This window comes from Glutamicibacter sp. MCAF14 (assembly GCF_052114325.1).
In the GTDB taxonomy this organism is placed as follows: domain Bacteria; phylum Actinomycetota; class Actinomycetes; order Actinomycetales; family Micrococcaceae; genus Glutamicibacter; species Glutamicibacter arilaitensis.
The window spans coordinates 34415-55933 of the sequence record NZ_JBFREO010000004.1 but is presented as its reverse complement, the minus strand read 5'-3'; the positions used below and the strand labels follow the sequence as shown (position 1 = coordinate 55933).

Genomic DNA, 21519 nt, shown 5'->3' with positions numbered 1-21519 from the left:
TCCTACTTTCCCGCCGCTAGGTCGATATCTTCAGCATGGTCATGCCCATCAGCCGGCAACGCACGATTACCGTCTCCGGAGACCACCACAATGCGGTCGTTCACCCGCAGCACCTCTACCGGTGCGCCATAGAGCTTGGTGAGCACCGAAGATTGCATGACTTCGTCCACACTGCCCAGATGGAAGCGTCCTTCGGCCAGATACAGGACCCGATCCACGTAGGGCAGGATCGGATTGATCTCGTGGGTAACGAAAACTACTGCGCTGCCGCGCTCCACCGCTTGGCGGTGGATCACTTCGCTGATCGCCTGCTGGTGATTCAGGTCCAAGGAGAGCAACGGCTCATCGCAGAGCAAAACCCGGGGATTGCTGGCCAACGCCTGAGCGGCGCGCAAGCGCTGCTGTTCGCCACCGGACAGGTCAGACACCGCACGGTTGGCGTAAGCGGTAGCTCCGACCATTTCCAGCAGTTCATCAACCTTGCCGCGTACCGACTTGTGAGCCAGGCGAACACCGAGCTTCGTGCCATCGAGGCCCAGCGCTACCAGATCGCGAGCGCGCAGCGGAACATTGTCGCCAAAGGGGCGCTGCTGCGGGATCAATCCGACCGCGGATGATCCCCGGCGTACCGGCTCGCCTGCAATCGAGACACTGCCGCGGTTCAGTGCGGTTGTGCCCAGCATCGTGTTGATGAAGCTGGTCTTGCCTGACCCGTTGGGTCCGAGAACGGCAAGGAACTCCCCCGCCGCAATGGACAGGTTCAGTTCTTCCCAGAGCACGCGCGAGCCATAGGCAAGACGCGCGTCTTCAAATCTGACGATGGGGCTCTGTGTCATTGACTGCTTTCTAGCTTGTGCTGGCTGAGGATGGGCCGGCAACGAAAAACTGCGGTGCCCTCAATGGACACCGCAGTCAATCCTACCAGTTGCGAGTCATTCGCAATACGAGTTCAAGCGTGAGTTTGAGCTATTTTGCTTGCTTCTCACTGCGCGGAGGGTTCACGCGCTTACGCGTGGTATCGGTAATTTCACCGACCAGCACCTCAATGACATCTTCCAAGAAGACCACACCGATGGTTGAACCCGACTCGTCGACGACGGCCGAAAGGTGGTTGCCTTCCTGGCGCATCGCTTCCAGAGCGGCTTCGATTTCGGTGTCCTGGCCCAAGCGGCCCAACGGGTGCAGCGGCAGATCCAGCAAAGGCTGCGTGGAGTGCGCATCATCGATGAGCATCACGTCCTTCACATGCCAGTAGCCCACAGGAACCTCGTTCTTGGTTATCACCATGCGCGAAAACCCAGTCTTGCCGACCTTCTTCTCGAACTCGCGTGCCGTGGTCTGCCCGTATTCCAAAGTGAACAGGTCATCGATCTTCACCATGCAGCTGCGCGCAGTGACCGAGGAGAATTCCAGCGCCTTGGTCAGGCGAGCGGCATCGTCTTCATCCAGCGCGCCCTCTTCCGAGGAGGTATCGATGATCGAACGAACTTCAGCGGCAGTGTACGAGCTGGCCACTTCGTCTTTCGGCTCGATGCCAAAGGCATGCAGCACCAGGTTGGCAATGCCGTTCAGCGATGCGGTAATCGGGGTGAGCACCTTCGACAGGCCTACCAGCGGCATGGCCAGCAGCAGCACGGCCTTATCGGCAACGGACACCGAGATGTTCTTCGGCACCATCTCACCGAAAGTCACGTGCAGGAAGGTCACCAGAACCAGGGCAATCAAGAACGCGACGGTGTCGGCAACGGACGAAGCCATGCCGATCATCGTCAGCGGCTCAGCCAACAGGTGGTGGATCGCAGGTTCGGAGATATTCAGGATCAGCAGCGAGCAGACGGTAATGCCCAGCTGGCACACCGCCAGCATGATCGAAACATGCTCCATGGCATACAGCGCAACCTTCGCGCGCTTATTGCCTTCGTCGGCCAGCGGCTCAATTTGCGAACGGCGCGCGCTCATGACCGCGAATTCACCAGCAACGAAGAACGCGTTGCCGGCCAGCAGGACAACTAGCCAGATCAGGCCCATGACACTACTCATCGTCGGCCTCCTGCGCTGGTGCTGCTGGTTCGAAGCGAACCTGGGAAATGCGGCGGCCATCAAGCTCGGTCACAGTGAATACGCCATGCTCGGTTTCGACCCGGTCGTTGAGTTCAGCCAGGCGGCCCAGTTCGGCGAGCATGAAGCCGCCGATGGTTTCGTAGCTGGATTCTTCCGGGATGACGTCGTTATCGAAGTTCTCGTTGACCTGGTCCGGGCGGTACATGCCCGGGAACAGCCAATTGCCATCAGGCTGGGTGACAGCCTCTTCCTCGTCTTCGTCGTGCTCGTCGGATACTTCGCCGACAATTTCCTCGACCAGATCTTCCAAGGTGACCAGCCCCGCGGTTCCACCGTATTCGTCCATCACGATCGCAACTTGGAATTCGGCGGCACGCAGCTGCTCGAGCAGCACGTCCAGGTGGATGGTTTCGGGCACATACAGTGCGTCACGGGCGAACTCGCCGACCTGCAGCGCTTCGCGGCGCTCGCGAGGCACCGAGACAATGGCCTTGACGTGGCAGATGCCTTGGATTTCATCGGTGGAGCCGGTGGTGACCGGGAAGCGCGAGAAACCGGTGTCGGCGCTGACCTCGATCAGTTCGGAGAGCGCAGCCTCGGAATCGATGGTGGACATCGAAGTTCGCGGGGTCATTACGTCGGCCGCAGTGCGCTCGGAGAATTCAATCGTGGATTCCACGAAGCGGGCGGTTTGCAGGTCCAAGGTTCCCAGCTGGGCCGAACGGCGCACCAGCGAGGCCAATTCCTGAGAGGAACGGGCGGCAGAGATTTCTTCCTTGGCTTCAAGGCCGAAGAATTTGCGCAAGACCGCATTTGAAAAGCCGTTGAGCACGATGATGGCGGGCTTGAAGATGGCGGTGAAGACCAGCTGCGGACGGGCCAGCAGCTTGCCGACCTTCATCGCCTGGGCGATTGCCATGTTCTTCGGGACCAATTCGCCGATCAGCATCGAAAGCAAGGTGGCAACGACCATGGAGACCACCACGGCGATGGCCAACGCGCTTGCCGCAGGCACCCCGAATTGTTCCATCAGCGGTTCGAGCAGGGCGCTCATCGCTGGTTCCAGCACGTAACCGGTCAGCAGCGTGGTCAAGGTAATACCCAGCTGGCAGCTGGAAAGCTGGGTGGAGAGGGAAGTCAAGCACTGCAGCAGTGGCTTGGCGCCGCGTTCACCGTTGTCAACGGCGCGCTGCACGGTGCTCTTATCCAAGGCGACCATGGAGAATTCCACGGCCACGAAGAAGCCAGTGCCGAGAATCAGCAACAGGCCAAAAAGTATTGAGAGCCATTCCATAGGTGCTTATCGCCACCTATTCAATGGCGTGCGAAGTTCAGTTTCAGTACCGATCAGGCGGCAACTAGAAGGCTCCAAACGGGAGGCAGAACTTCCTGAACATGGACTATTGTGGCCGGCACTGCGCCCTTGGGCGGCACACCGGTTTGGAGAGTGAGATTCCATAGTGCGAATCAGTCTATCGAACCGAGCGCCATTGTGCACCACTTCGAGAATCGCTCGCTCAACGGTGGTTCAGGCAAGGTAAACGGCATGTTATACGCAACACTTTCGTGACATTAGATACGTGCCGTGGCCAAGAGCGAGAAAAAGTCACTAGACTGGTGCGCAGGTCTAGAAATCTTGTGGGCCGCAGTGGTCGTATCACGTCCTCGAAAGACCACCGGCTCAAGCTAGAACAACGTAGAAATCAGGGAAGAGGCGTTGCACGTGCCAGAGCAAGCACACCACCGACTTACTGAAGAGTTTGGTGGAAACGAGTGGCTAGTAGACGAGCTGTTCGAACAGTATCTCGTCGACAAGAACTCGGTAGATAAGAAATGGTGGGATATTTTCGAATCTCTCGCCGCCGAAAAGACGGCACCAGCAGCACCGGCAGCGCAGCCGGCGCCAGCGGCAGCAGCCTCGGCTGCTGCTCCAGCAGCCAACGGCCAGGGCGCACCACGCGCCGCGGCCCAGGCTCGTGCCACCGAACCAGCCCCTGCGGCCAAGGCAGCTCCGGCCGCCGAGGCAAAGAAGGCTGAACCAGCACCGAAGACTGCGCCGATCCCGGCCCAGGCACCGAAGGCTACCCCTTCCACCGAACTTTTCGGTGAGGAAAAGCGCACCCCGCTGCGTGGCCCAATGAAGGCCATCGCCACCAACATGGATGCCTCCCTCACCGTGCCTACCGCCACCACCGTGCGTGCGGTTCCAGCCAAGGTGATGATCGACAACCGCATTGTCATCAACAACCACCTCAAGCGCGCCCGCGGCGGCAAGATCTCCTTCACCCACCTGATCGGCTTCGCCGTGATCCGTGCGCTCAAGCAGATCCCATCGATGAACGTCACCTACGATGTCATCGACAAGAAGCCAACCGCGATCCAGCCAGCCCACGTGAACTTCGGCATCGCCATCGACATGCCGAAGCCAGATGGCACCCGCATGCTGGCCGTGCCGAACATCAAGGCCGCAGAGACCCTGAGCTTCAACGAGTTCTGGGCCACCTACGAAGACCTGATCAAGCGCGCCCGCGGCAACAAGCTGACCGCTGACGACTACGCCGGCACCACCGTTTCGCTGACCAACCCAGGCGGCATCGGCACCGTTCACTCGGTACCGCGTCTGTCCAAGGGCCAGGCCGCGATCATCGGCGTCGGCGCACTGGAATACCCAGCAGAGTACCGCGGCTCTTCGGAGAAGACCGTGGCTGCCTTGGGCATCGGCAAGCACATCACCCTGACCTCCACCTACGACCACCGCGTCATCCAGGGTGCAGGTTCGGGCGAATTCCTGAAGCTGGTCGAATCGCTGCTGCTCGGTGAGCAGAACTTCTACGACGAGATCTTCGAGCAGCTGCGCATCCCTTACGAGCCTGTTCGCTGGGCCGTTGACAACCAGGTCGACATCGACCTGCAGGTCAACAAGGTTGCCCGTATCCAGCACCTGATCAACTCCTACCGCGTGCGCGGCCACCTGATGGCCGACATCAACCCGCTGGAATACGTCCAGCGCAAGCACCCGGACCTGGACATCAACAGCTACGGCTTGACCCTGTGGGATCTGGACCGCGAGTGGCTGGCTGGCGGCCTGGGCGGCAAGGACCGCGCCCTGCTGCGCGACATCCTCGGCGTGCTGCGCGATGCTTACTGCCGCACCATCGGCACCGAGTACATGCACCTGCAGAACCCTGAAGAGCGGGAGTGGTTCCAGGCAAAGCTGGAGTCCGGCTACGCCAAGCCAAGCCGCGAAGAGCAGCTGCGCATCCTGAGCAAGCTGAACTCCGCAGAGGCCTTCGAGACCTTCCTGCAGACCAAGTTCGTTGGCCAGAAGCGCTTCTCGCTGGAAGGCGGCGAATCGCTGATTCCACTGCTGGATGCGATCATCTCCGACGCAGCCGACGAGCAGCTGGACGAGGTCGCCATCGGCATGGCCCACCGCGGCCGCCTGAACGTGCTGACCAACATCGCCGGCAAGACCTACGCACAGGTCTTCCGCGAATTCGAAGGCACCGCTACCCCGGGCTCGGTCCAGGGTTCGGGCGACGTGAAGTACCACTTGGGCACCGAGGGTTCGTACACCTCGGATGCCGGCAACCAGACCAAGATCTACCTGGCTGCCAACCCATCGCACCTGGAAGCAGTCGATCCAGTGCTCGAGGGCATCACCCGCGCCAAGCTGGACCGCCTGAACTCGAAGAACACCGTACTGCCGATCCTGGTTCACGGCGATGCCGCATTCGCAGGCCAGGGCGTTGTCTCCGAGGTACTGGCCATGAGCCAGCTGCCGGGCTACAAGACCGGCGGCACCGTGCACGTGATCGTGAACAACCAGATCGGCTTCACCACCGCTCCGAGCTCCTCGCGTTCCTCGGTCTACGCCACCGATGTGGCCCGCACCGTGCAGGCTCCGATCTTCCACGTCAACGGGGATGACCCGGAGGCAGTGGTCCACGTAGGCCAGCTGGCCTTCGAGTACCGCCAGAAGTTCGGCAAGGACGTCGTCATCGACCTGGTGTGCTACCGCCGCCGCGGCCACAACGAGGGCGATGACCCTTCGATGACCCAGCCGATCATGTACAACCTGATCGAAGCCAAGCGCTCGACCCGCAAGCTGTACACCGAGGCCCTGGTTGGCCGCGGCGACATCACGCAGGAAGAAGCCGAGAACGTATTGGCCGAGTACAAGGAGAACCTGGAGCGCATCTTCGCCGAGACGCATGCCGCCCAGACCTCCCCGATCCCGATCATCACCCCGGGCTCGACCATCAACGACCTGGAGAAGCCATTCGCCCAGGCTGCCGACGAGAACACCGTCGACGGCGCACGCGGTTCGGCCATCTCCGCACAGGTCCTGGCCAAGATCGGTGCCGCCCACCTGGAAATCCCAGAGGGCTTCACCATGCATACCAAGCTGAAGTCGCTGCTGGAACGCCGCGAGAAGATGTCCCGCGAGGGCGGCATCGACTGGGGCTTCGCCGAAATCGCTGCCCTGGGCTCGCTGTCCATGGAAGGCGTGCCAGTTCGCCTGGCCGGCCAGGACTCCCGCCGCGGCACCTTCGTGCAGCGCCACTCGGTCTTCCACGACCGCGAGAACGACAGCGAGTGGTACCCAGTACACCACTTGAGCGATGACCAGGCCCCGCTGTGGATCTACGACTCGCTGCTCTCCGAATACGCAGCGCTGGGCTTCGAGTACGGCTACTCGGTGGAGCGTCCGGATGCACTGGTGATGTGGGAAGCCCAGTTCGGCGACTTCGTCAACGGCGCGCAGACCGTGATCGATGAGTTCATCTCCTCGGCCGAGCAGAAGTGGTCCCAGTCCTCTTCGCTGGTCATGCTGCTGCCGCATGGCTATGAAGGCCAGGGTCCGGACCACTCCTCGGCCCGCATCGAGCGCTTCTTGCAGCTGTGTGCGGAAAACAACATGGTTGTGGCCCAGCCGTCCACCGGTGCCAACCACTTCCACCTGTTGCGCCGCCAGGCCTACGCCCGCCCGCGCAAGCCGCTGATCGTCTTCACCCCGAAGCAGCTGCTTCGCCTGAAAGCTGCGGCAAGCCAGGTCGAGGACTTCACCTCGGGCAGCTTCCGCGAGGTCATCGGCGACGCGTCGATCACCGATACGAACGCTGTGGACAAGGTGCTGCTGTGCTCGGGTCGTGTCTACTACGACCTGCTCGCGGCCCGCACCAAGGCCAACGACACCAAGACCGCACTGGTACGTGTCGAGCAGCTCTACCCGGCTCCTGCCGAGCAGATCGCCGCCGAACTGGCCAAGTACCCGAACGCCTCGGTTTCGTGGGTTCAGGACGAGCCTGCTAACCAGGGTCCATGGCCGTTCTTCGGCCTGTACGTTGCTCCATCGCTGGATCAGAAGATCACCTTGGTCTCCCGTCCGGCATCGGCAGCAACCTCCGCTGGTAACGCAAAGCGCCACGAAGCAGAAAACGCAGTGCTGATCCAGCAGGCTTTCGCCCGCTAAGACGCATCAGCTGAACGCTGCTGGCCACCTGTTGCCGGCGAACTTCCTACCTAGAAACATCTTGGAAGTTCGCCGGCAACAGTGCTTTAACCCCGATGCTGGTTTTTCGCAGGAAATTGTGGGGTTTATCCAATGGCCACCTCCCCCGTTGCCGTTGCGATGACTGCTAAGGTGGGGATCGATTCATCATTTTGGAGCCAACGAAAGGTCGCCCAGTTGGAGTTACGCACAATCCGCATTACCGCAATCGGAGATGAGCTGCTGGCAGGACATGGCGACCCCCGCGGATTAGGCTGGTTCGGCCGTGTCATGGCCCGCACCCAGGATCCGGCCCTGCGTCTGCAGTCCTTCGTGCTGGCTTCCCCCGCCGAAGGATCCGAGGCCCTGGCCGAACGCTGGCTGGGCGAAGCCTCGCGCCGCTTCAGCGACCAGTACGAAAACCGCCTGGTCATCGCGCTGTCCGACCGCGACGTCGATCTGGACGTGTCCACCGCGCGTAGCCGGTTGAACCTGGCCAATATCCTGGATTCGGCCTCGCAGATGAACATCAAGGCGCTGCTGGTTGGTCCAGCCCCGGGCCTGGATGATGCGCGCAACCAGCGCGTGGCGGAACTGAACCGCGTCTATTCGGATGTGGCCCTGCGCCGCAACCACCACTACGTCGATACCTTCACCCCGCTGCGCGCCCATGCGCAATGGCGTGCTGACTTGAACGCCTCGGGCGGAGTTCCAGGCCAGGCGGGATACGGCCTGATGGCTTGGCTGGTGCTGCACCGCGGCTGGTATTCCTGGCTGGACTTGCCAGAACCCGGCGAAGGTTAACCACCGGTGTTCCGTTAGGAAATTGCCATTAAAGTGTGAAAGACTATGAGCCGGCCCGAGTTTTTCGGGAAGTAATATTGATCCCTCTAAGGAGTCACCATGTCGAAGCGCGCTCGTAAGCGTCGCGATCGCAAGCGTGGCGGTGCCAACCACGGCAAGCGCCCAAACAGCTAAGCGATGCGAACATAAAAGAACCCCGTACCCTTCGAGATCAACTCGGAAGATACGGGGTTTCTCTTTGCCTGCTTAGTGGCCGGATTCCACGCGGATCTGCGAGATGCGCGCGATGATGTTGGCCTTGAGCGTCTGCGGGGCATGCTCCTGGCAGCTGCGGCGCACCACCGAACGGATGATGCACTCCAGGTCGTACTGCTCGGTGCATTCGGGGCAGCCGTCCAGATGCGACTTGACCTCCTTGAGGTCGGCCAGGGTCAGCGCGCCGTCGAGGTACTCATAGATGCGGACGATGCGGTCATCGGCGCAATCACCCAATGAATTGCAATCCATCTTATTTCGCTCCTCGTTCAGCCTTGGCTCCGCGTTTGCTCTGCGTGCCGTTGGCGATCCCACGATCTGCGGCGTAATCCGCCAGCAGTTCCCTCAAATTCTTGCGTCCGCGATGCAGCCGGGACATCACGGTACCGATCGGCACTCCAAGGATCTCACTGGCTTCCTTGTAGCTGAAGCCCTCGACATCCACGAAGTAGACGGCCATGCGGAAGTCTTCCCCGATGGACTGCAATGCGGCCTTCACATCCGAATCCGGCAGGTGATCCAGCGCCTCGGCCTCAGCCGAACGCAACCCGGCCGGAGAATGCTCCATGGCCTGGGCCATCTGCCAATCTTCGATCGTGTCCGTGGAGGTGCGCTGCGGTTCGCGCTGCCGCTTGCGGTACAGGTTGATGTACGTGTTGGTCAGGATGCGGTACAGCCAGGCCTTCAGATTAGTGCCGGGCTTGTACTGGTGGAAGGCGGAATAGGCCTTCGTATAAGCCTCCTGCACCAGATCCTCGGCATCTGACGGGTTGCGCGCCATGCGCAGGGCAGCCGAATACAGCTGATCCACGTACTGCATCGCATCACGCTCAAAGCGTTCGCGGCGTTGCTCCTCGGACTCAGCAGCCGCATCGGGCAGATTCTCGTCCACACTCTTGTTGTTCATCACTGCCGAGTCTACGCGTTCGACCGGCTTTAAGCGCGTGCCAGCACCACTGCGCAGGCCGCGTGGTTCCTCGGCAACCGCGCATGCGGTGCCGCCGGCGTTTGAAGTGTCCTGTCGTATCGTCACACTAGGTACAACCAGCCGGGACAAAACCTTATTCCCCCGCCAATCTCGGCTAGGATTAAGCAGTGGGCGCAGAGCATCTGCGATGCTGCTGCGCACCGTGAAAACATGCCTCGAGCCGAAGGATCTACCAATCAGTACTGCAAGCGCCCCTGGGAGCCCAACCGATAAGCTGCACAACGCAGAAAAGACCTGGTGGGCCGCGCCTCATGCCGCCACCGGCCTGGACGCCATCGTCTCGGTGCCCGCTTCGAAGTCCTTGACCAACCGGTATCTGATCCTGGCGGCCCTGGCCTCCTCGCCATCCACCATCCACAACACGCTCATCAGCCGCGACACCGAACTGATGCTCGACGCGCTGGCCGCTTTCGGCATCGGCATCGAACGCACCACGCAGCCGGATGGCTCCACCACCGTGGCCATCACCCCGGGCAAGCTGGCCACCGGCCCGCTGTCCATCGACTGCGGCCTGGCCGGCACCGTCATGCGCTTCGTTCCGCCGCTGGCCGCCGTTGCCGGTGCCAGCGTGGCATTCGATGGCGATGAAGCAGCCCGCGTGCGCCCGATGGCCCCGGTGCTCGACGCCTTGGAAACCCTGGGTGCCCGGATCGAATATGCCGGCACCCCCGGCATGCTGCCCTTCACCATGGACGCCAGCGCATTGCAGGAGCGCCACGAGGTGCTCATCGACGCCTCGGGCAGCTCCCAGTTCATCTCCGCACTGCTGCTGGTCGGCCAAGCACTGCCCGGTGGGCTGAAGCTGCGGGCCGCCGCGGGGCATATCGCCTCCCCTGACCACATTGCCATGACCGTGCAAACCCTGCGCGAACTGGGCGTCGAGGTAGCCGTGGGCGAGGATGCACGCAGCTGGTCCATCGCACCGGGTCAGCTTTCCGGGTTCACTATCACCGTGGAACCGGACCTGTCCAACGCCGGTCCCTTCCTGGCGGCCGCCTTGGCCACCAACGGCACCGTGCGCGTGCCCTTCTGGCCTGCATCCACCACCCAGGTGGGTGGCAAATGGGTGCAGATCCTGAGCCGGATGGGCGCAGAAATCAGCCACGGCGAGGACGGAGTGCTCACCGTACGCGGCACCGGAGTGATCCGCGGCATCGACTACGCCGATGCCTCCGAATTGGCTCCCACCCTGGCCGCGCTGTGCACCCTGGCGGACTCCCCCAGCAAGCTGACCGGCATCGGGCACCTGCGCGGGCACGAAACGGACCGGCTGGCGGCACTGGAAACCGAGCTTGCCAAGGTCGGTGCCACGGTGACCTCCACCGACGACGCGTTGGAAATCATTCCCGGAACCCTGCAGGCAGCCGATCTGGACTCCTACGAGGATCACCGGATGGCCACCGCAGGCGCACTGCTGGGCCTGGCCATCGAAGGGGTGCGCGTGGAAAATATCGCCACCACCGCCAAGACCATGCCCGACTTCCCGCAACTCTGGACCGACATGGCCGCCACCGCAAAGGGCCAGGGCTAATGCGCTACTCGGACTACGACGAATCCTCGGTACGCATCCGCCCGAACAAGAAGGGCAGCCGCCCGCGCACCAAGGACCGCCCTGCTTACGAGCAAGCGGTGATCGGCCGCATCATCACCGTGGACCGCGGCCGCTACACCGCGATCCTGGATGAAGATACCGCCAACGAACGCATCGTGATCGCCGCCCGCGCCCGCGAACTGCGCCGCCAAGCCATCGTTCCCGGTGACCTGGTGGGACTGGTAGGCGATACCTCCGGCAAGCCCGATACCCTGTCCCGGCTGATCCGCATCGAAGAACGCACCACGCTGCTGCGCCGCAGCGCCGATGACACCGACGCGACCGAGCGCGTGGTCGTAGCCAACGTGGACAAGCTGGTCATCGTGGTGGCCGCAGCGAACCCCGAGCCGCGCACCGGCTTCGTGGACCGCGCCCTGGTGGCCGCCTACGACGCCGGCATCCAGCCGGTGCTGTGCGTGACCAAGGCCGATGTGAAGGACCCAGCCGACTTCCTGACCCACTACGAGGGCCTGGATTTCCCGGTAGTCATTTCCCGCACCACCGCAGCCGATGCCTCCGGTGTGGATGCGCGCAGCGCCGACGGTGCCAGCGCCCGCCTGGATGCCGGGGCCCTGGCCGAACTTGAACAGATCCTCTCGGGCTGCGTCTCAGTGGTCCTGGGCCACTCCGGAGTCGGCAAGTCCACCCTGGTCAACGCGCTGACCGGCTCCACCCGCGCCACCGGGCACGTGAACGCGGTGACCGGCCGCGGCCGGCACACCTCCTCCAACGCCCTGGCCCTGCGCCTGGGCGATACCCCTGGCTCCTGGCTGATCGACACCCCGGGCATCCGCTCCTTCGGGCTGGGCCTGGTGGATCCGGATAACATCCTGGCCGCCTTCGAAGACCTGGCCGAAATCGCCACCGGCTGCCCGCGCGGCTGCACCCACGCCGCCGGCGAGGCCGGCTGCGCGCTGGAAGCCTGGGCCGAAAATGCCGAAGGCACCCAGGCAGCAGACCGGCTGGCTTCCTACCGCCGGTTGGTCACCACCGAGGAAACCACGCACGAAAAGGAGCTCGGCGCGCTCTAAGCGCCCGCGAACACCATGGCTGAATACACCCTGCAGCAAGATCTCGACTTCGCCCTGGCCCTGGCCGACAAGGTCGATGCCTTCACCCTGGCCCGCTACGGCGCCAACGACCTGGTGGTCGAATCCAAGCCGGACATGACCCCGGTCTCCGACGCCGACCGTGGCGCCGAGCAGCTGATCCTGGCCGAACTGGCCGCCCACCGGCCCGATGATTCGGTGCTCGGCGAGGAATTCGGCGTGCACGGCAGCGGTTCGCGGCGCTGGGTCATCGACCCTATCGACGGCACCAAGAACTTCGTGCGCCGCGTGCCGGTCTGGGCCACGCTGATCGCGCTGCTCATCGACGACGAACCGGTACTCGGCGTGATTTCCGCCCCGGCCATGGTCCGCCGCTGGCATGCGGCCACCGATCTGGGCGCCTTCGTGACCGAACCCGGAGCAGCGGTGGGCACCACCGCCACCCGCCCGCTGCAGGTTTCCTCGGTCGCCTCGCTGGCCGATTCCTCGCTGGGGTACGCCTCGTTGAACGGCTGGAAGGACGCCGGCAAGCTCGATGGCTTCCTGGAGCTGCTGGATACCGCCTGGCGCACCCGCGGCTACGGCGACTTCCTGTCCTACGCGCTGCTGGCCGAGGGTGCGCTGGATGCCGCCTTCGAGCCGGAACTCGAACTTTACGACATGGCCGCACTGGTGCCGGTAGTGCGCGAAGCCGGGGGCCGGTTCACCTCTGTCGCCGGCGTTGAAGGCTGCCACGGCGGCAATGCACTGGCCACCAATGGCAAGCTGCACGAGGCGATCCTGCCGTATCTGAATCGCAGCTAGGCCCGCACCAGGATGAAAAGCGCACGCCGCGGGCCGGCCGGGCTGACCACCAGTGAAGAGGACTACCTCAAGGCGCTGTACCTGCTCACCGAGTGGGAAGAGACCGAGGTGAGCACCGGCGCGCTGGCCGACCAGCTGGGCCTGTCCCCTGCCTCGGCCACCGCGATGGTGCAGAAGCTGGCGGCCAAGTCGCTGGTCCACCACGTGCCGCGCGGAGCCATCACGCTCAGTTCCACCGGCAGGCGCGAAGCCTTGCGCATGGTGCGCCGCCACCGGCTGCTGGAAACCTTCCTGCGGGACGAGCTGGGCTACGGCTGGGATGAAGTCCATGATGAGGCCGAAGAGCTGGAGCACACCGTCACCGACCGCTTCGTGGACGCCTTGGATGCCCGGCTGGGCTATCCGCGGCACGATCCGCACGGGGATGCAATTCCCAGCGCGCACGGCCTGCTGCCGGCCTCGCAGGCCATCCGCTTGGACCGCTTTACCGGCGCTCGGGCCATCATCGACCGGATCAGCGACGAGGATCCGCAGTTCCTGCGCCGTGCCGCAGCCCAGGGCCTGGTGCCCGGAGCGGTAATCGAACTGCCCCATCAGCTGGATTTCATCGATGCTTCGCTGATCTGGGTGCGCCGCAGCTAGGGGTGCCCCAGCTGTGCAAGAATAAAAAGCGACGCGCCACCACGGCGCACCCGAGCGCTCAGGGAGGCAGCATGGTTGCACGGCCGATCATTCTCGGCGTTCCCGATCGCGTTGATGCCCATGTGCTGGCCACCGCCGCAGAACTTGCCGCCAAGCTGCGCACCACGTTGCTGTGCATCCACGTGGATGTCACCCGCTACCAGCTGGAAGAACTGGACGATGGCTCCGTGCGCAGCGCCCCGCTGGACCCTGATTCCGGCGAAGAATCGCTTCAGGACTTCCCCGCGGAACTGCTCCAGCAGATCCAAGCGCAGTTGGCAGGCTTGGACCTGCACTGGCAGACCCAGGCCAGGGCTGGCGGAGCCGGAGCGCAACTGGCACAGCTTGCCGTGGCCCATGACGCGGCATTGATCGTGCTCGGAGTTCGCCAGCGCTCGGTGGCCAACAGGATACGCGAGGTGCTCAACGGCTCCGTCGCCCTGCATCTGGCGCATCGACAGTGCTATCCAGTCCTCCTGGTCCCGCCACCAGCTTCCCCTCGCGCAGAATAGCTCCCCGCACCATGACATTGCCACCGGCACCAACCTCGCAGAACTCTGCGCCACGATTCTATCTGCGTCCTGGCTTGCTGTTGCTGGTGTTCCTCGGTGGCGCACTGGGAACTGCCGCCCGGCAGGCCTTAGGCATGCTCTTCCCCGAGGCAAGCGTTGTCCTGGTCTCAATTTTCATCGCCAATATCCTCGGCGCCTTCCTGCTGGGGATGCTGCTTGAAGCGCTCTCGCGACGAGGCCGGGATGTGGGCCGGCGCCGCTCGCTTCGCCTGTTGCTGGGCACCGGCTTCATGGGTGGCTTCACCACCTACAGCGCCCTGGCTACAGGAACCATGCAGTTGTTGCGCTCCGGGGCCATGCCCTGGGCGCTGGCTTATCCCCTGGGCACGGTGATCCTCGGCGCGCTGGCGACCTGGTGCGGTATCGCGGTGGGTGCCAAATGGGCGGCCCGATCCCCAGGAGGACGTCGATAGTGCTCTCCCCCGGCTTATTCCTGATCGTCTCGCTGTGTGGCGGCGTAGGTGCCTGCCTGCGCTTCGTGCTTGATGCTCTGATCAAATTATGGCTTCCAAGCTCGTTGCCCTGGGGAACGATCCTCATCAACATCTCAGGGTCCTTCGCTTTGGGCCTGCTCACCGGGCTGTTCGCCGGAGGGCTCTTGCCTGAGCCATGGCTAGTGGCAGCCGGTACGGGCCTACTTGGCGGCTACACGACATTTTCGACGGCCAGTTTCGAAACCATTCGCCTGCTGCAGGCAGGCCAGCTTGCAGCCAGCCTGGTTAACGCCGCAGGTACCTTGCTGGCGACGGTCTTAGCGGCCCTGCTCGGCTTCCAAGTTGCGTTGCTGTTCTAGCCGGAAATAACAAATGCCAAGCCCTTCGGCTTGGCATTTGCTGTAATTCTAGCGAGCTGCGCGTCGTCCCTTGGGAGCACCGCTACTTGCTCTGCTTGGAGCCTGCTTAGGCGGCTTCTTGGTCCGGTCGTGCGGCACCACATAACCACCGGTGGCAATGATCAATATCGCGCTGATTGCGGTCAACGCGAGCATCGCAATCGCCCAGATCTGGGACTGGTCATAGAAGGAGTGGTCCACGCTCAGCCAGAGGACGTAAGCGCCAACCAGGTAAATGATATGTATCAGCAGCAGCCTGGTGCGCAACCGGAGCTTGACGACGGCCTTCGGGGAGAAGAAGATCGCCCACACCACCAACAGCGGAATAACTACTACGAGAATTGCCGGAATCGTCGGCAAGTCGACGAAGGCGATCGCCGCCAACGCTGCGGCGAAGAGCAGTCCTACTTCCAAGAGGAAAGCCACTACGGCATAGATTGCTGAAAGGAAAGGCGATACCCGTTGGGAACTATTTTTACCCATCGACTTCAATCTCACTCCAATTCTGCACACGATGCCGTTTCAAAGCCTAGGACTTTCATTTCAAGTCTATGTGTAAATTCTCCATCCTGCGAACAGGCTCGCGATGCAAACGCCGACTTCGAGGCAAACAAAAAGCTCCGGAATCAAGACGTTGGTCCTGATTCCGGAGCTGAATTTTGTGGAGATGGGGAGAATTGAACTCCCGTCCGATGTGGTGTTGCCAGGTCTTCTCCGGGCGCAGTTTGCTACGGAATTTCTCTGCCCCAACCATCACGCAAACATGTGGTTGATCCGGGCACAGTTGCCTAAATGTGTACCCAGCAGCGGCAACATCCGCTGGATACAGTGGCTATCTAAATGACGTTAGGAACAGGGGCGATAGCATCCCCTGGCTAACGGACTGTCTGGCTGCTTAGGCAGCGAGAGCGAAGTCAGTGCGCTTTGATTCGGCACTTATTGGTTTGCAAAGAGCGTTTACGAGATAACTTTGCGTCCTCGGCCCGCTTCATCTGTCGCGACTCACACCGTCGAAACCGATCATCCCCGTATTTTGTTGTCAGTCCCGGTTTCCCGAGTACAACCACACCCTAAGGCGTGTCTATCAAGCATAGCGCAACGCATGGGATTGCTCCAACGCGAAATGCACCACACCCTGGTCTTAGGCGTTGCCGCGGTTGCGCTCACGCATCGCACGCAACGCTTCGCGGTTGTCCTGCTTTTCGCGCAGGGTCTGCCGCTTGTCGAATTCCCGCTTACCGCGGGCTACGCCGATTTCCACCTTGGCACGGCCAGATTTGAAGTACAGGCTCAATGGGACAACGGTGAGCCCGGCCTCGCTGATCTTGCGCTCAATTTTGATTAGTTCCTGGCGGTGCAGCAAAAGCTTGCGGCGACGACGTGCCGCATGATTGGTCCACGATCCATTGAGGTATTCAGGGATATAGACATTCTCGATGTACAGCTCATCACGGTAGAACTGGCAGAAGCCGTCCACCAGCGAGGCTTTGCCTTCGCGCAGCGACTTCACTTCAGTACCCGTGAGCACCATGCCTGCTTCGAAGGTGTCGAGAATTTCAAAATCGTGGCGCGCCTTGCGGTTGCTCGCGATCACTCGATCTTCTTGGTTCTTCTTAGCCACGTTTCTCCTTGCATGTCGCGGGCGGATTCCCGCGCACAGACTACAAGTCTAGCGCTAGAGAAGTCCCAATGGGTTCACATGGGAACCGTTGATAATCGTTTCGAAGTGCAAGTGGCAGCCAGTCGAGTTACCGGTGGTACCGACATAGCCGATTACCTGGCCACGTTTCACATGCTGGCCCACGCTCACTGCGATGCGTGACATGTGGTGGTAATTGGTTGCCAAGGCCTTGCCTTTGATGACGCCGTGCGAAAGAGTGACCTTGTTGCCCGAGGAGCCACCCCAGCCGGCCATCCAGACCTCACCGGCAGCTGCAGCTGTAATCGGCGAACCGCATTGGCCGCCAAAGCCCCAGTCAATGCCTGCGTGGACGTAACCGCCACGGCCACCGTAATCAATGGTTCCGGCAGGAGTTGGACGCCAGCCGAAAGTCGAGGTCAATCGGTTACTGGTGGTCGGCTTAACCAATCCCCAGCTGCTCGGCTCAGAGTAGCTTGAAGTCTTCTTCTCAGGCTTCGGAGCCACATAGGTCTTCTTCTTGTAAGTCTTTTTCTGCGCCTTGGCCTCGGCGGCCTTGCGTTCCTGCTCAGCTTCATACGCAGCCTTTTCGGCAGCGATGCGCTTCCGCTCTGCTTCGGCTTCCTTACGCGCTTTTTCTTCAGCCTTGCGCTTACGCTCGGCGGCTTCGCGGATCAAACGCTCCTGGCGTTCCTTGATCTGCTGGTTGACCGCCGCGTATTCCTTTTGCTGTTTATCCAGCTTGGCTTGAATTCGTGGCTTCTGAGATTCCAGTTCGGCGCTGAGCTTTTCGGTGCTGGCAACCAGCGCGTCCAGCTCATTCTTGGCGCTCTGTGCGGCGTCGCGAGCGGCCTGCTCCTGCGCCAAGGCCTCCTCGGCCTGTGCCTTCAGGGAAGAAATTTCCTTCTCGACAGCAACTAGTCGAAGCTTATTGCTTTCGTTGCTTGCCTGCTCCTGCGCCAGATCGTTGTACTTGGCGTTCTGGGATTCCATGGCACGGTTGGCCATGTCCAGCCCGTCAGCCATCTTGGTGGCCGAGTCCATGTTCAGAATCATGTCCAGGCCGCCTGAAACACCGCCTCGCTTATAGGCTTCGGAAGCGATTTGTGCCATCGCGTCTTCGGCTTCTGAAATCTTTGCGGCGTTTTCTTCGATCTGCTTGGCGACTTCATCGCGAGTGGCCTGCGCGCTGACCAAGCGGTTGTTGAGGTCGGCTACAGTTGCTTGGGCATTGGCTACGCGGCTTTGCGCGTCAGCCAATGCCTGCTGTGCAATAGGAACCTGGGCCTGCTGGTTACGCAACTTCTGATCGGTTTCTTGGATGTCAGCATCCAAGAACTCCATGTCGTTCTCGAGGTTGTCGATATTCTTTTCGACTTGAGCTTTCTTGTCGTCCAGTTCATCGGCGACAACCAAGCCTGCCGGCAACGTCAGCGCGAGAGCCATGGCTCCACCGATAGAGGCGCGTAGGAATTTACGTCGCACTGCGTTCGAAAGCATAGAGCTCCTTTAAGAAATTGCGTACTTCGGTTCAGCCTAAGTAACGATTCGGCTAAACCTTCAGGTAACGCTTCAACGTTACCACTGATGAAATTGTGGCCAAAACGATACCAATAATCAAGAGTATCGGAGCAACTAGCCAAATATCGTTGGTAGAGATGAAAGCTACACCCACGTTTTCATTGGCCAGTTTGTCCTCAACGAGGAACCGCAACAGCAACCACAGAGTCCCCGATGCAAGCAAACCGCCAATCAGCGACGCAATCACACCTTCGATAATGAATGGCAGCTGAATTGTTGCTTTTGATGCTCCGACGAGTCGCATGATGGTTGTCTCAAGCCGTCGGTGCATGGCCGAAAGCTGAATGGTTGTACCCGTCAGCAAGACCGCACAAACGATCATCACGATTGCCACGACAGCTGCCGCAGCGGAAGCCACACGCACTAATTGGAAGACCTTTTCAAGCAATTCTCTCTGGTCAATGACTGAGTCAACACCTTCAACGGTGGAGAAGGCTTCATTGATCACCGGATACTTTTCCGGGTCCACCAGTGCTACGCGGAATGATTCAGGCAGCTGCTCGGCAGTGACCTGGTCAACCAAAGCCGAGTTCTCGTACTGGTCCAAGAAGTTCTTGTACGCCTGGTCCTTGGACTCGTAGGCAAATTCCTTGATGTACGGGGCGAGCTGCTCGGATTTGAGCATCTCTTCGATGTTCTGGCGCTGCTCTTCGGAAACAGCGCTGCCAGCGCAGTTTGGCGAAGTGCTGGTGTCATCGCAGAGGTAAACCGCAACTTCCATGCGGTCATACCAGTAGCCCTTCATCTGGTTGATCTGGAGCTGCAACAATACCGAGGCACCAACGAAGGTCAACGATACGAAGGTCACCAGTACCACGGAGACGACCATGACGACGTTCTGCCGCAGGCCCTTCGCCGCTTCGCGGAGAATAAATCCTAGTCTCACTGGTCCTCGTCTTTCTTTTCCTCAGCCACCTGTGACTCTTCGTCGTATACCACCGCGGAATCGCCAACAAGCAATTCACGCGAACCGTCCTGGTTGACCACGGTGGTCATCGGTGCGTACTGGCCATCAATTTCGTCGCGGATAACTTGTCCGCGGCTCAGCTCGATCACGCGGTGGCGGTACTCGCTGACCAGTTCGTGTGCGTGCGTTGCCATCAGGACGGTAGTGCCGTTCTGATTAATGCGGTTGAGCACGTTCATGACTTCAATGCTGTTCTTGCGGTCCAAGTTGCCCGTGGGCTCATCGGCAAGCAAGATCGATGGCCTGTTGACAATAGCGCGGGCAATGCCGACGCGCTGCTGCTCACCACCGGAAAGTTCAGTTGGCTTGCGTCGAGCCTTATCTTCAAGACCTACCATTTTCAGTGCGTCCGGCACCCGCTCGCGAATCTGAGCCCGGGAGGCACCAATAACTTCCATGGCGAAAGCCACATTGTCGAAAACCGTACGTTCGCGCAACAGCCGGAAGTCCTGGAAAACGAACCCGATGTCACGGCGCAGTTTAGGCACACGGCGGCTCGGGATGCGGTTCAGGTTCTGACCTGCCACATAGACGGAACCGCCAGTGGAGCGCTTTTCGCGCAATACCAAACTAAGGAAGGTCGACTTACCCGAACCGGATTCACCAACCAAGAAGGCGAATTCGCCACGGTCTATCTCGATGCTTACATCTTCCAAAGCCGCATTCTGCTGCTTCGGCTCGTAAACCATCGAGACGTTTTCGAATTTAATCATGTCTTCAATCGCTAGTCTTCGTCGGGGCGCGACCCACGAATACCAATCTCGAGATCAAACGTTTTTGGATGCGCCAGTCTTCCAAACACTATCTGTGCAAGGTAACGAACTCGCCTAAATAAAAGGTGTGTTGCCAGATTCATGCCCTACGTACAGCTAACCCAAAGTGCTCAGCTTGGGCATGACTAGCCATATTCAGCGATGCGAACTTCGTGCCGGTGACGATACTTACACCCTTTATGACAAAAACGTTTACCCCAGAGGGGATTCGCGATAGCGCTTACTTACTTGGGCGACGCTCTCCTGCACGCCAGCGGATACCGGCATCAATGAAGTCGTCAATTTCGCCGTCAAGCACGGCCTGGGTGTTGCCCACTTCATGTTCAGTGCGCAGGTCCTTGACCATTTGGTACGGGTTGAGCACGTAGGAGCGCATCTGGTCGCCCCACGTTGCCTTCACGTCTCCGGCAAATTCCTTCTTCTGCGCATCTTCCTGTTCCTTCTTCAGCAACAGCAGTCGAGACTGAAGGACTCGAAGGGCGGCGGCACGGTTCTGGATCTGCGACTTTTCGTTCTGCATCGAGACCACAACACCAGTAGGAATGTGCGTCATGCGTACTGCAGAGTCCGTGGTGTTCACGCTCTGGCCGCCAGGACCCGAAGAACGGAAGACATCCACGCGAATTTCCGATTCAGGAATTTCGATCGTGTCAGTCTGCTCGATCAGCGGAACAACTTCCACCGCAGCAAACGACGTCTGGCGACGACCCTGGTTATCGAAAGGCGAAATACGAACCAGACGGTGCGTGCCGGCTTCTACCGATAGCGTACCGAAGGCATATGGCGCGTCGATTTCAAAGGTTGCCGACTTAAGCCCGGCCTCTTCGGCATAGGAAGTATCCATGACAGTAGCCTTGTATCCACGGCGCTCGGCCCAACGCAGGTACATGCGCAACAGCATCTCTGCGAAGTCTGCGGCATCAACGCCGCCTGCGCCAGAGCGAATGGTCACGACTGCACCACGAGAATCGAATTCACCACTCAGCAACGTCACGATTTCCAGATCAGCAAGTGATTTCTGGATGCTGACTAGCTCTTTTTCTGCCTCATCCAACGTATCGGCATCGTCTTCAAGCTCGGCTAGCTCAACGAGAACTTCCAGATCATCGATCCGGGTACGCAAACGAGTTAGCCGCTCCAGCTCCGACTGGCGATGGGATAGCTTACTGGTGACGATTTGTGCAGCAGCCGGGTCATCCCAGAGGTTGGGAACGCCGGCTTCCTCCGAGAGGACTGCAATGTCAGCCTTGATCTGATCGACATCGCTCACGTCTTCAATTGCGGAGAATGTCGAACGCAGTGAGCGGATTTCAGCGGAGAAGTCAGTTTTAGCCATGGTCTTCTAAGACTACGTCATTTACCCGTTGATCCTTGAGTCCAGCCGTAGCGCGGCAGGTACGCTCCACGCACAGTTGCGACCGGAAATCG

Annotated in this window: 21 protein-coding genes and 1 other RNA gene; 10 read left to right on the top strand and 12 right to left on the bottom strand. The window is 60.7% G+C overall.

The window, feature by feature from the left end; all coding sequences use genetic code 11:
• Nucleotides 1–2 precede the first annotated feature (2 nt).
• The 3 genes from AB4Y71_RS07725 to AB4Y71_RS07715 form a co-directional block, all read right to left on the bottom strand.
• Nucleotides 3–836 (bottom strand): metal ABC transporter ATP-binding protein, encoded by an 834-nt coding sequence (locus AB4Y71_RS07725; protein ID WP_441719312.1) that lies wholly within the window; start codon nucleotides 834–836, stop codon nucleotides 3–5.
• A 130-nt stretch (nucleotides 837–966) separates the two neighbouring features.
• On the bottom strand, nucleotides 967–2040 hold the full coding sequence (locus AB4Y71_RS07720; RefSeq protein WP_134780488.1) for a hemolysin family protein: 1074 nt from the start codon (nucleotides 2038–2040) through the stop codon (nucleotides 967–969).
• The gene (locus tag AB4Y71_RS07715) at nucleotides 2033–3355 is read right to left on the bottom strand and encodes a hemolysin family protein (protein WP_441719308.1); all 1323 of its coding nucleotides are present in this window, start codon (nucleotides 3353–3355) and stop codon (nucleotides 2033–2035) included. Before AB4Y71_RS07715 ends, AB4Y71_RS07720 begins: the two co-directional genes overlap by 8 nt.
• A 429-nt stretch (nucleotides 3356–3784) precedes the next feature.
• Here AB4Y71_RS07715 and AB4Y71_RS07710 point away from each other — a divergent pair, with 429 nt between their 5' ends.
• From AB4Y71_RS07710 to AB4Y71_RS07700, 3 genes are all read left to right on the top strand, one after another.
• Nucleotides 3785–7537 (top strand): multifunctional oxoglutarate decarboxylase/oxoglutarate dehydrogenase thiamine pyrophosphate-binding subunit/dihydrolipoyllysine-residue succinyltransferase subunit, encoded by a 3753-nt coding sequence (locus AB4Y71_RS07710; protein WP_441719306.1) that lies wholly within the window; start codon nucleotides 3785–3787, stop codon nucleotides 7535–7537.
• A gap of 216 nt (nucleotides 7538–7753) precedes the next feature.
• On the top strand, nucleotides 7754–8359 hold the full coding sequence (locus tag AB4Y71_RS07705; RefSeq protein WP_041649560.1) for a GDSL-type esterase/lipase family protein: 606 nt from the start codon (nucleotides 7754–7756) through the stop codon (nucleotides 8357–8359).
• 99 nt (nucleotides 8360–8458) lie between these two features.
• The gene (locus AB4Y71_RS07700) at nucleotides 8459–8533 is read left to right on the top strand and encodes a 50S ribosomal protein bL37 (protein WP_369299107.1); all 75 of its coding nucleotides are present in this window, start codon (nucleotides 8459–8461) and stop codon (nucleotides 8531–8533) included.
• A gap of 72 nt (nucleotides 8534–8605) precedes the next feature.
• Here AB4Y71_RS07700 and rsrA read toward each other — a convergent pair whose 3' ends face one another.
• The gene (gene rsrA, locus AB4Y71_RS07695) at nucleotides 8606–8866 is read right to left on the bottom strand and encodes a mycothiol system anti-sigma-R factor (protein ID WP_013348586.1); all 261 of its coding nucleotides are present in this window, start codon (nucleotides 8864–8866) and stop codon (nucleotides 8606–8608) included.
• Between the two features lies 1 nt (nucleotide 8867).
• The gene (locus tag AB4Y71_RS07690) at nucleotides 8868–9521 is read right to left on the bottom strand and encodes a sigma-70 family RNA polymerase sigma factor (protein ID WP_180993091.1); all 654 of its coding nucleotides are present in this window, start codon (nucleotides 9519–9521) and stop codon (nucleotides 8868–8870) included.
• 208 nt (nucleotides 9522–9729) lie between these two features.
• Between AB4Y71_RS07690 and aroA the strand changes: the two genes are divergently transcribed.
• From aroA to crcB, 7 genes are all read left to right on the top strand, one after another.
• Nucleotides 9730–11133 carry a 3-phosphoshikimate 1-carboxyvinyltransferase gene (gene aroA / locus AB4Y71_RS07685; protein ID WP_134780490.1) on the top strand — a complete coding sequence of 468 codons (1404 nt, stop codon included), beginning with the start codon at nucleotides 9730–9732 and terminating at the stop codon, nucleotides 11131–11133.
• Entirely contained in the window at nucleotides 11133–12224 is a 1092-nt protein-coding gene (gene rsgA, locus AB4Y71_RS07680) for a ribosome small subunit-dependent GTPase A (RefSeq protein ID WP_013348583.1), read from the top strand. The genes aroA and rsgA overlap by 1 nt, the downstream gene beginning before the upstream one ends.
• Before the next feature lie 15 nt (nucleotides 12225–12239).
• Nucleotides 12240–13046, top strand: a complete 807-nt coding sequence (locus AB4Y71_RS07675) for an inositol monophosphatase family protein (RefSeq protein WP_417364782.1) — start codon at nucleotides 12240–12242, stop codon at nucleotides 13044–13046.
• A 12-nt stretch (nucleotides 13047–13058) separates the two neighbouring features.
• Nucleotides 13059–13688, top strand: coding sequence for a metal-dependent transcriptional regulator (locus tag AB4Y71_RS07670; RefSeq protein WP_441719302.1), 630 nt, complete (start codon nucleotides 13059–13061; stop codon nucleotides 13686–13688).
• Nucleotides 13689–13759: 71 nt separating this feature from the next.
• Nucleotides 13760–14239 (top strand): universal stress protein, encoded by a 480-nt coding sequence (locus tag AB4Y71_RS07665; protein ID WP_441719300.1) that lies wholly within the window; start codon nucleotides 13760–13762, stop codon nucleotides 14237–14239.
• Nucleotides 14240–14250: 11 nt separating this feature from the next.
• Nucleotides 14251–14712, top strand: a complete 462-nt coding sequence (locus AB4Y71_RS07660) for a fluoride efflux transporter FluC (protein ID WP_441719297.1) — start codon at nucleotides 14251–14253, stop codon at nucleotides 14710–14712.
• Nucleotides 14712–15092 (top strand): fluoride efflux transporter CrcB, encoded by a 381-nt coding sequence (crcB, locus tag AB4Y71_RS07655; RefSeq protein ID WP_013348578.1) that lies wholly within the window; start codon nucleotides 14712–14714, stop codon nucleotides 15090–15092. The genes AB4Y71_RS07660 and crcB overlap by 1 nt, the downstream gene beginning before the upstream one ends.
• A 48-nt stretch (nucleotides 15093–15140) precedes the next feature.
• Here crcB and AB4Y71_RS07650 read toward each other — a convergent pair whose 3' ends face one another.
• From AB4Y71_RS07650 to prfB, 7 genes are all read right to left on the bottom strand, one after another.
• On the bottom strand, nucleotides 15141–15614 hold the full coding sequence (locus AB4Y71_RS07650) for a DUF2568 domain-containing protein (RefSeq protein WP_441719294.1): 474 nt from the start codon (nucleotides 15612–15614) through the stop codon (nucleotides 15141–15143).
• A 176-nt stretch (nucleotides 15615–15790) separates the two neighbouring features.
• Nucleotides 15791–16159: a transfer-messenger RNA gene (gene ssrA / locus AB4Y71_RS07645) on the bottom strand.
• A 113-nt stretch (nucleotides 16160–16272) separates the two neighbouring features.
• Nucleotides 16273–16752, bottom strand: a complete 480-nt coding sequence (gene smpB, locus AB4Y71_RS07640) for an SsrA-binding protein SmpB (protein ID WP_013348574.1) — start codon at nucleotides 16750–16752, stop codon at nucleotides 16273–16275.
• A 54-nt stretch (nucleotides 16753–16806) separates the two neighbouring features.
• Nucleotides 16807–18270 (bottom strand): peptidoglycan DD-metalloendopeptidase family protein, encoded by a 1464-nt coding sequence (locus AB4Y71_RS07635; protein ID WP_441719292.1) that lies wholly within the window; start codon nucleotides 18268–18270, stop codon nucleotides 16807–16809.
• Between the two features lie 52 nt (nucleotides 18271–18322).
• Nucleotides 18323–19237, bottom strand: a complete 915-nt coding sequence (ftsX, locus tag AB4Y71_RS07630; RefSeq protein WP_441719290.1) for a permease-like cell division protein FtsX — start codon at nucleotides 19235–19237, stop codon at nucleotides 18323–18325.
• Entirely contained in the window at nucleotides 19234–20031 is a 798-nt protein-coding gene (ftsE, locus tag AB4Y71_RS07625) for a cell division ATP-binding protein FtsE (RefSeq protein WP_441719288.1), read from the bottom strand. The genes ftsX and ftsE overlap by 4 nt, the downstream gene beginning before the upstream one ends.
• 280 nt (nucleotides 20032–20311) lie before the next feature.
• Nucleotides 20312–21427, bottom strand: coding sequence for a peptide chain release factor 2 (gene prfB / locus AB4Y71_RS07620; RefSeq protein ID WP_013348570.1), 1116 nt, complete (start codon nucleotides 21425–21427; stop codon nucleotides 20312–20314).
• Nucleotides 21428–21519 lie beyond the last annotated feature (92 nt).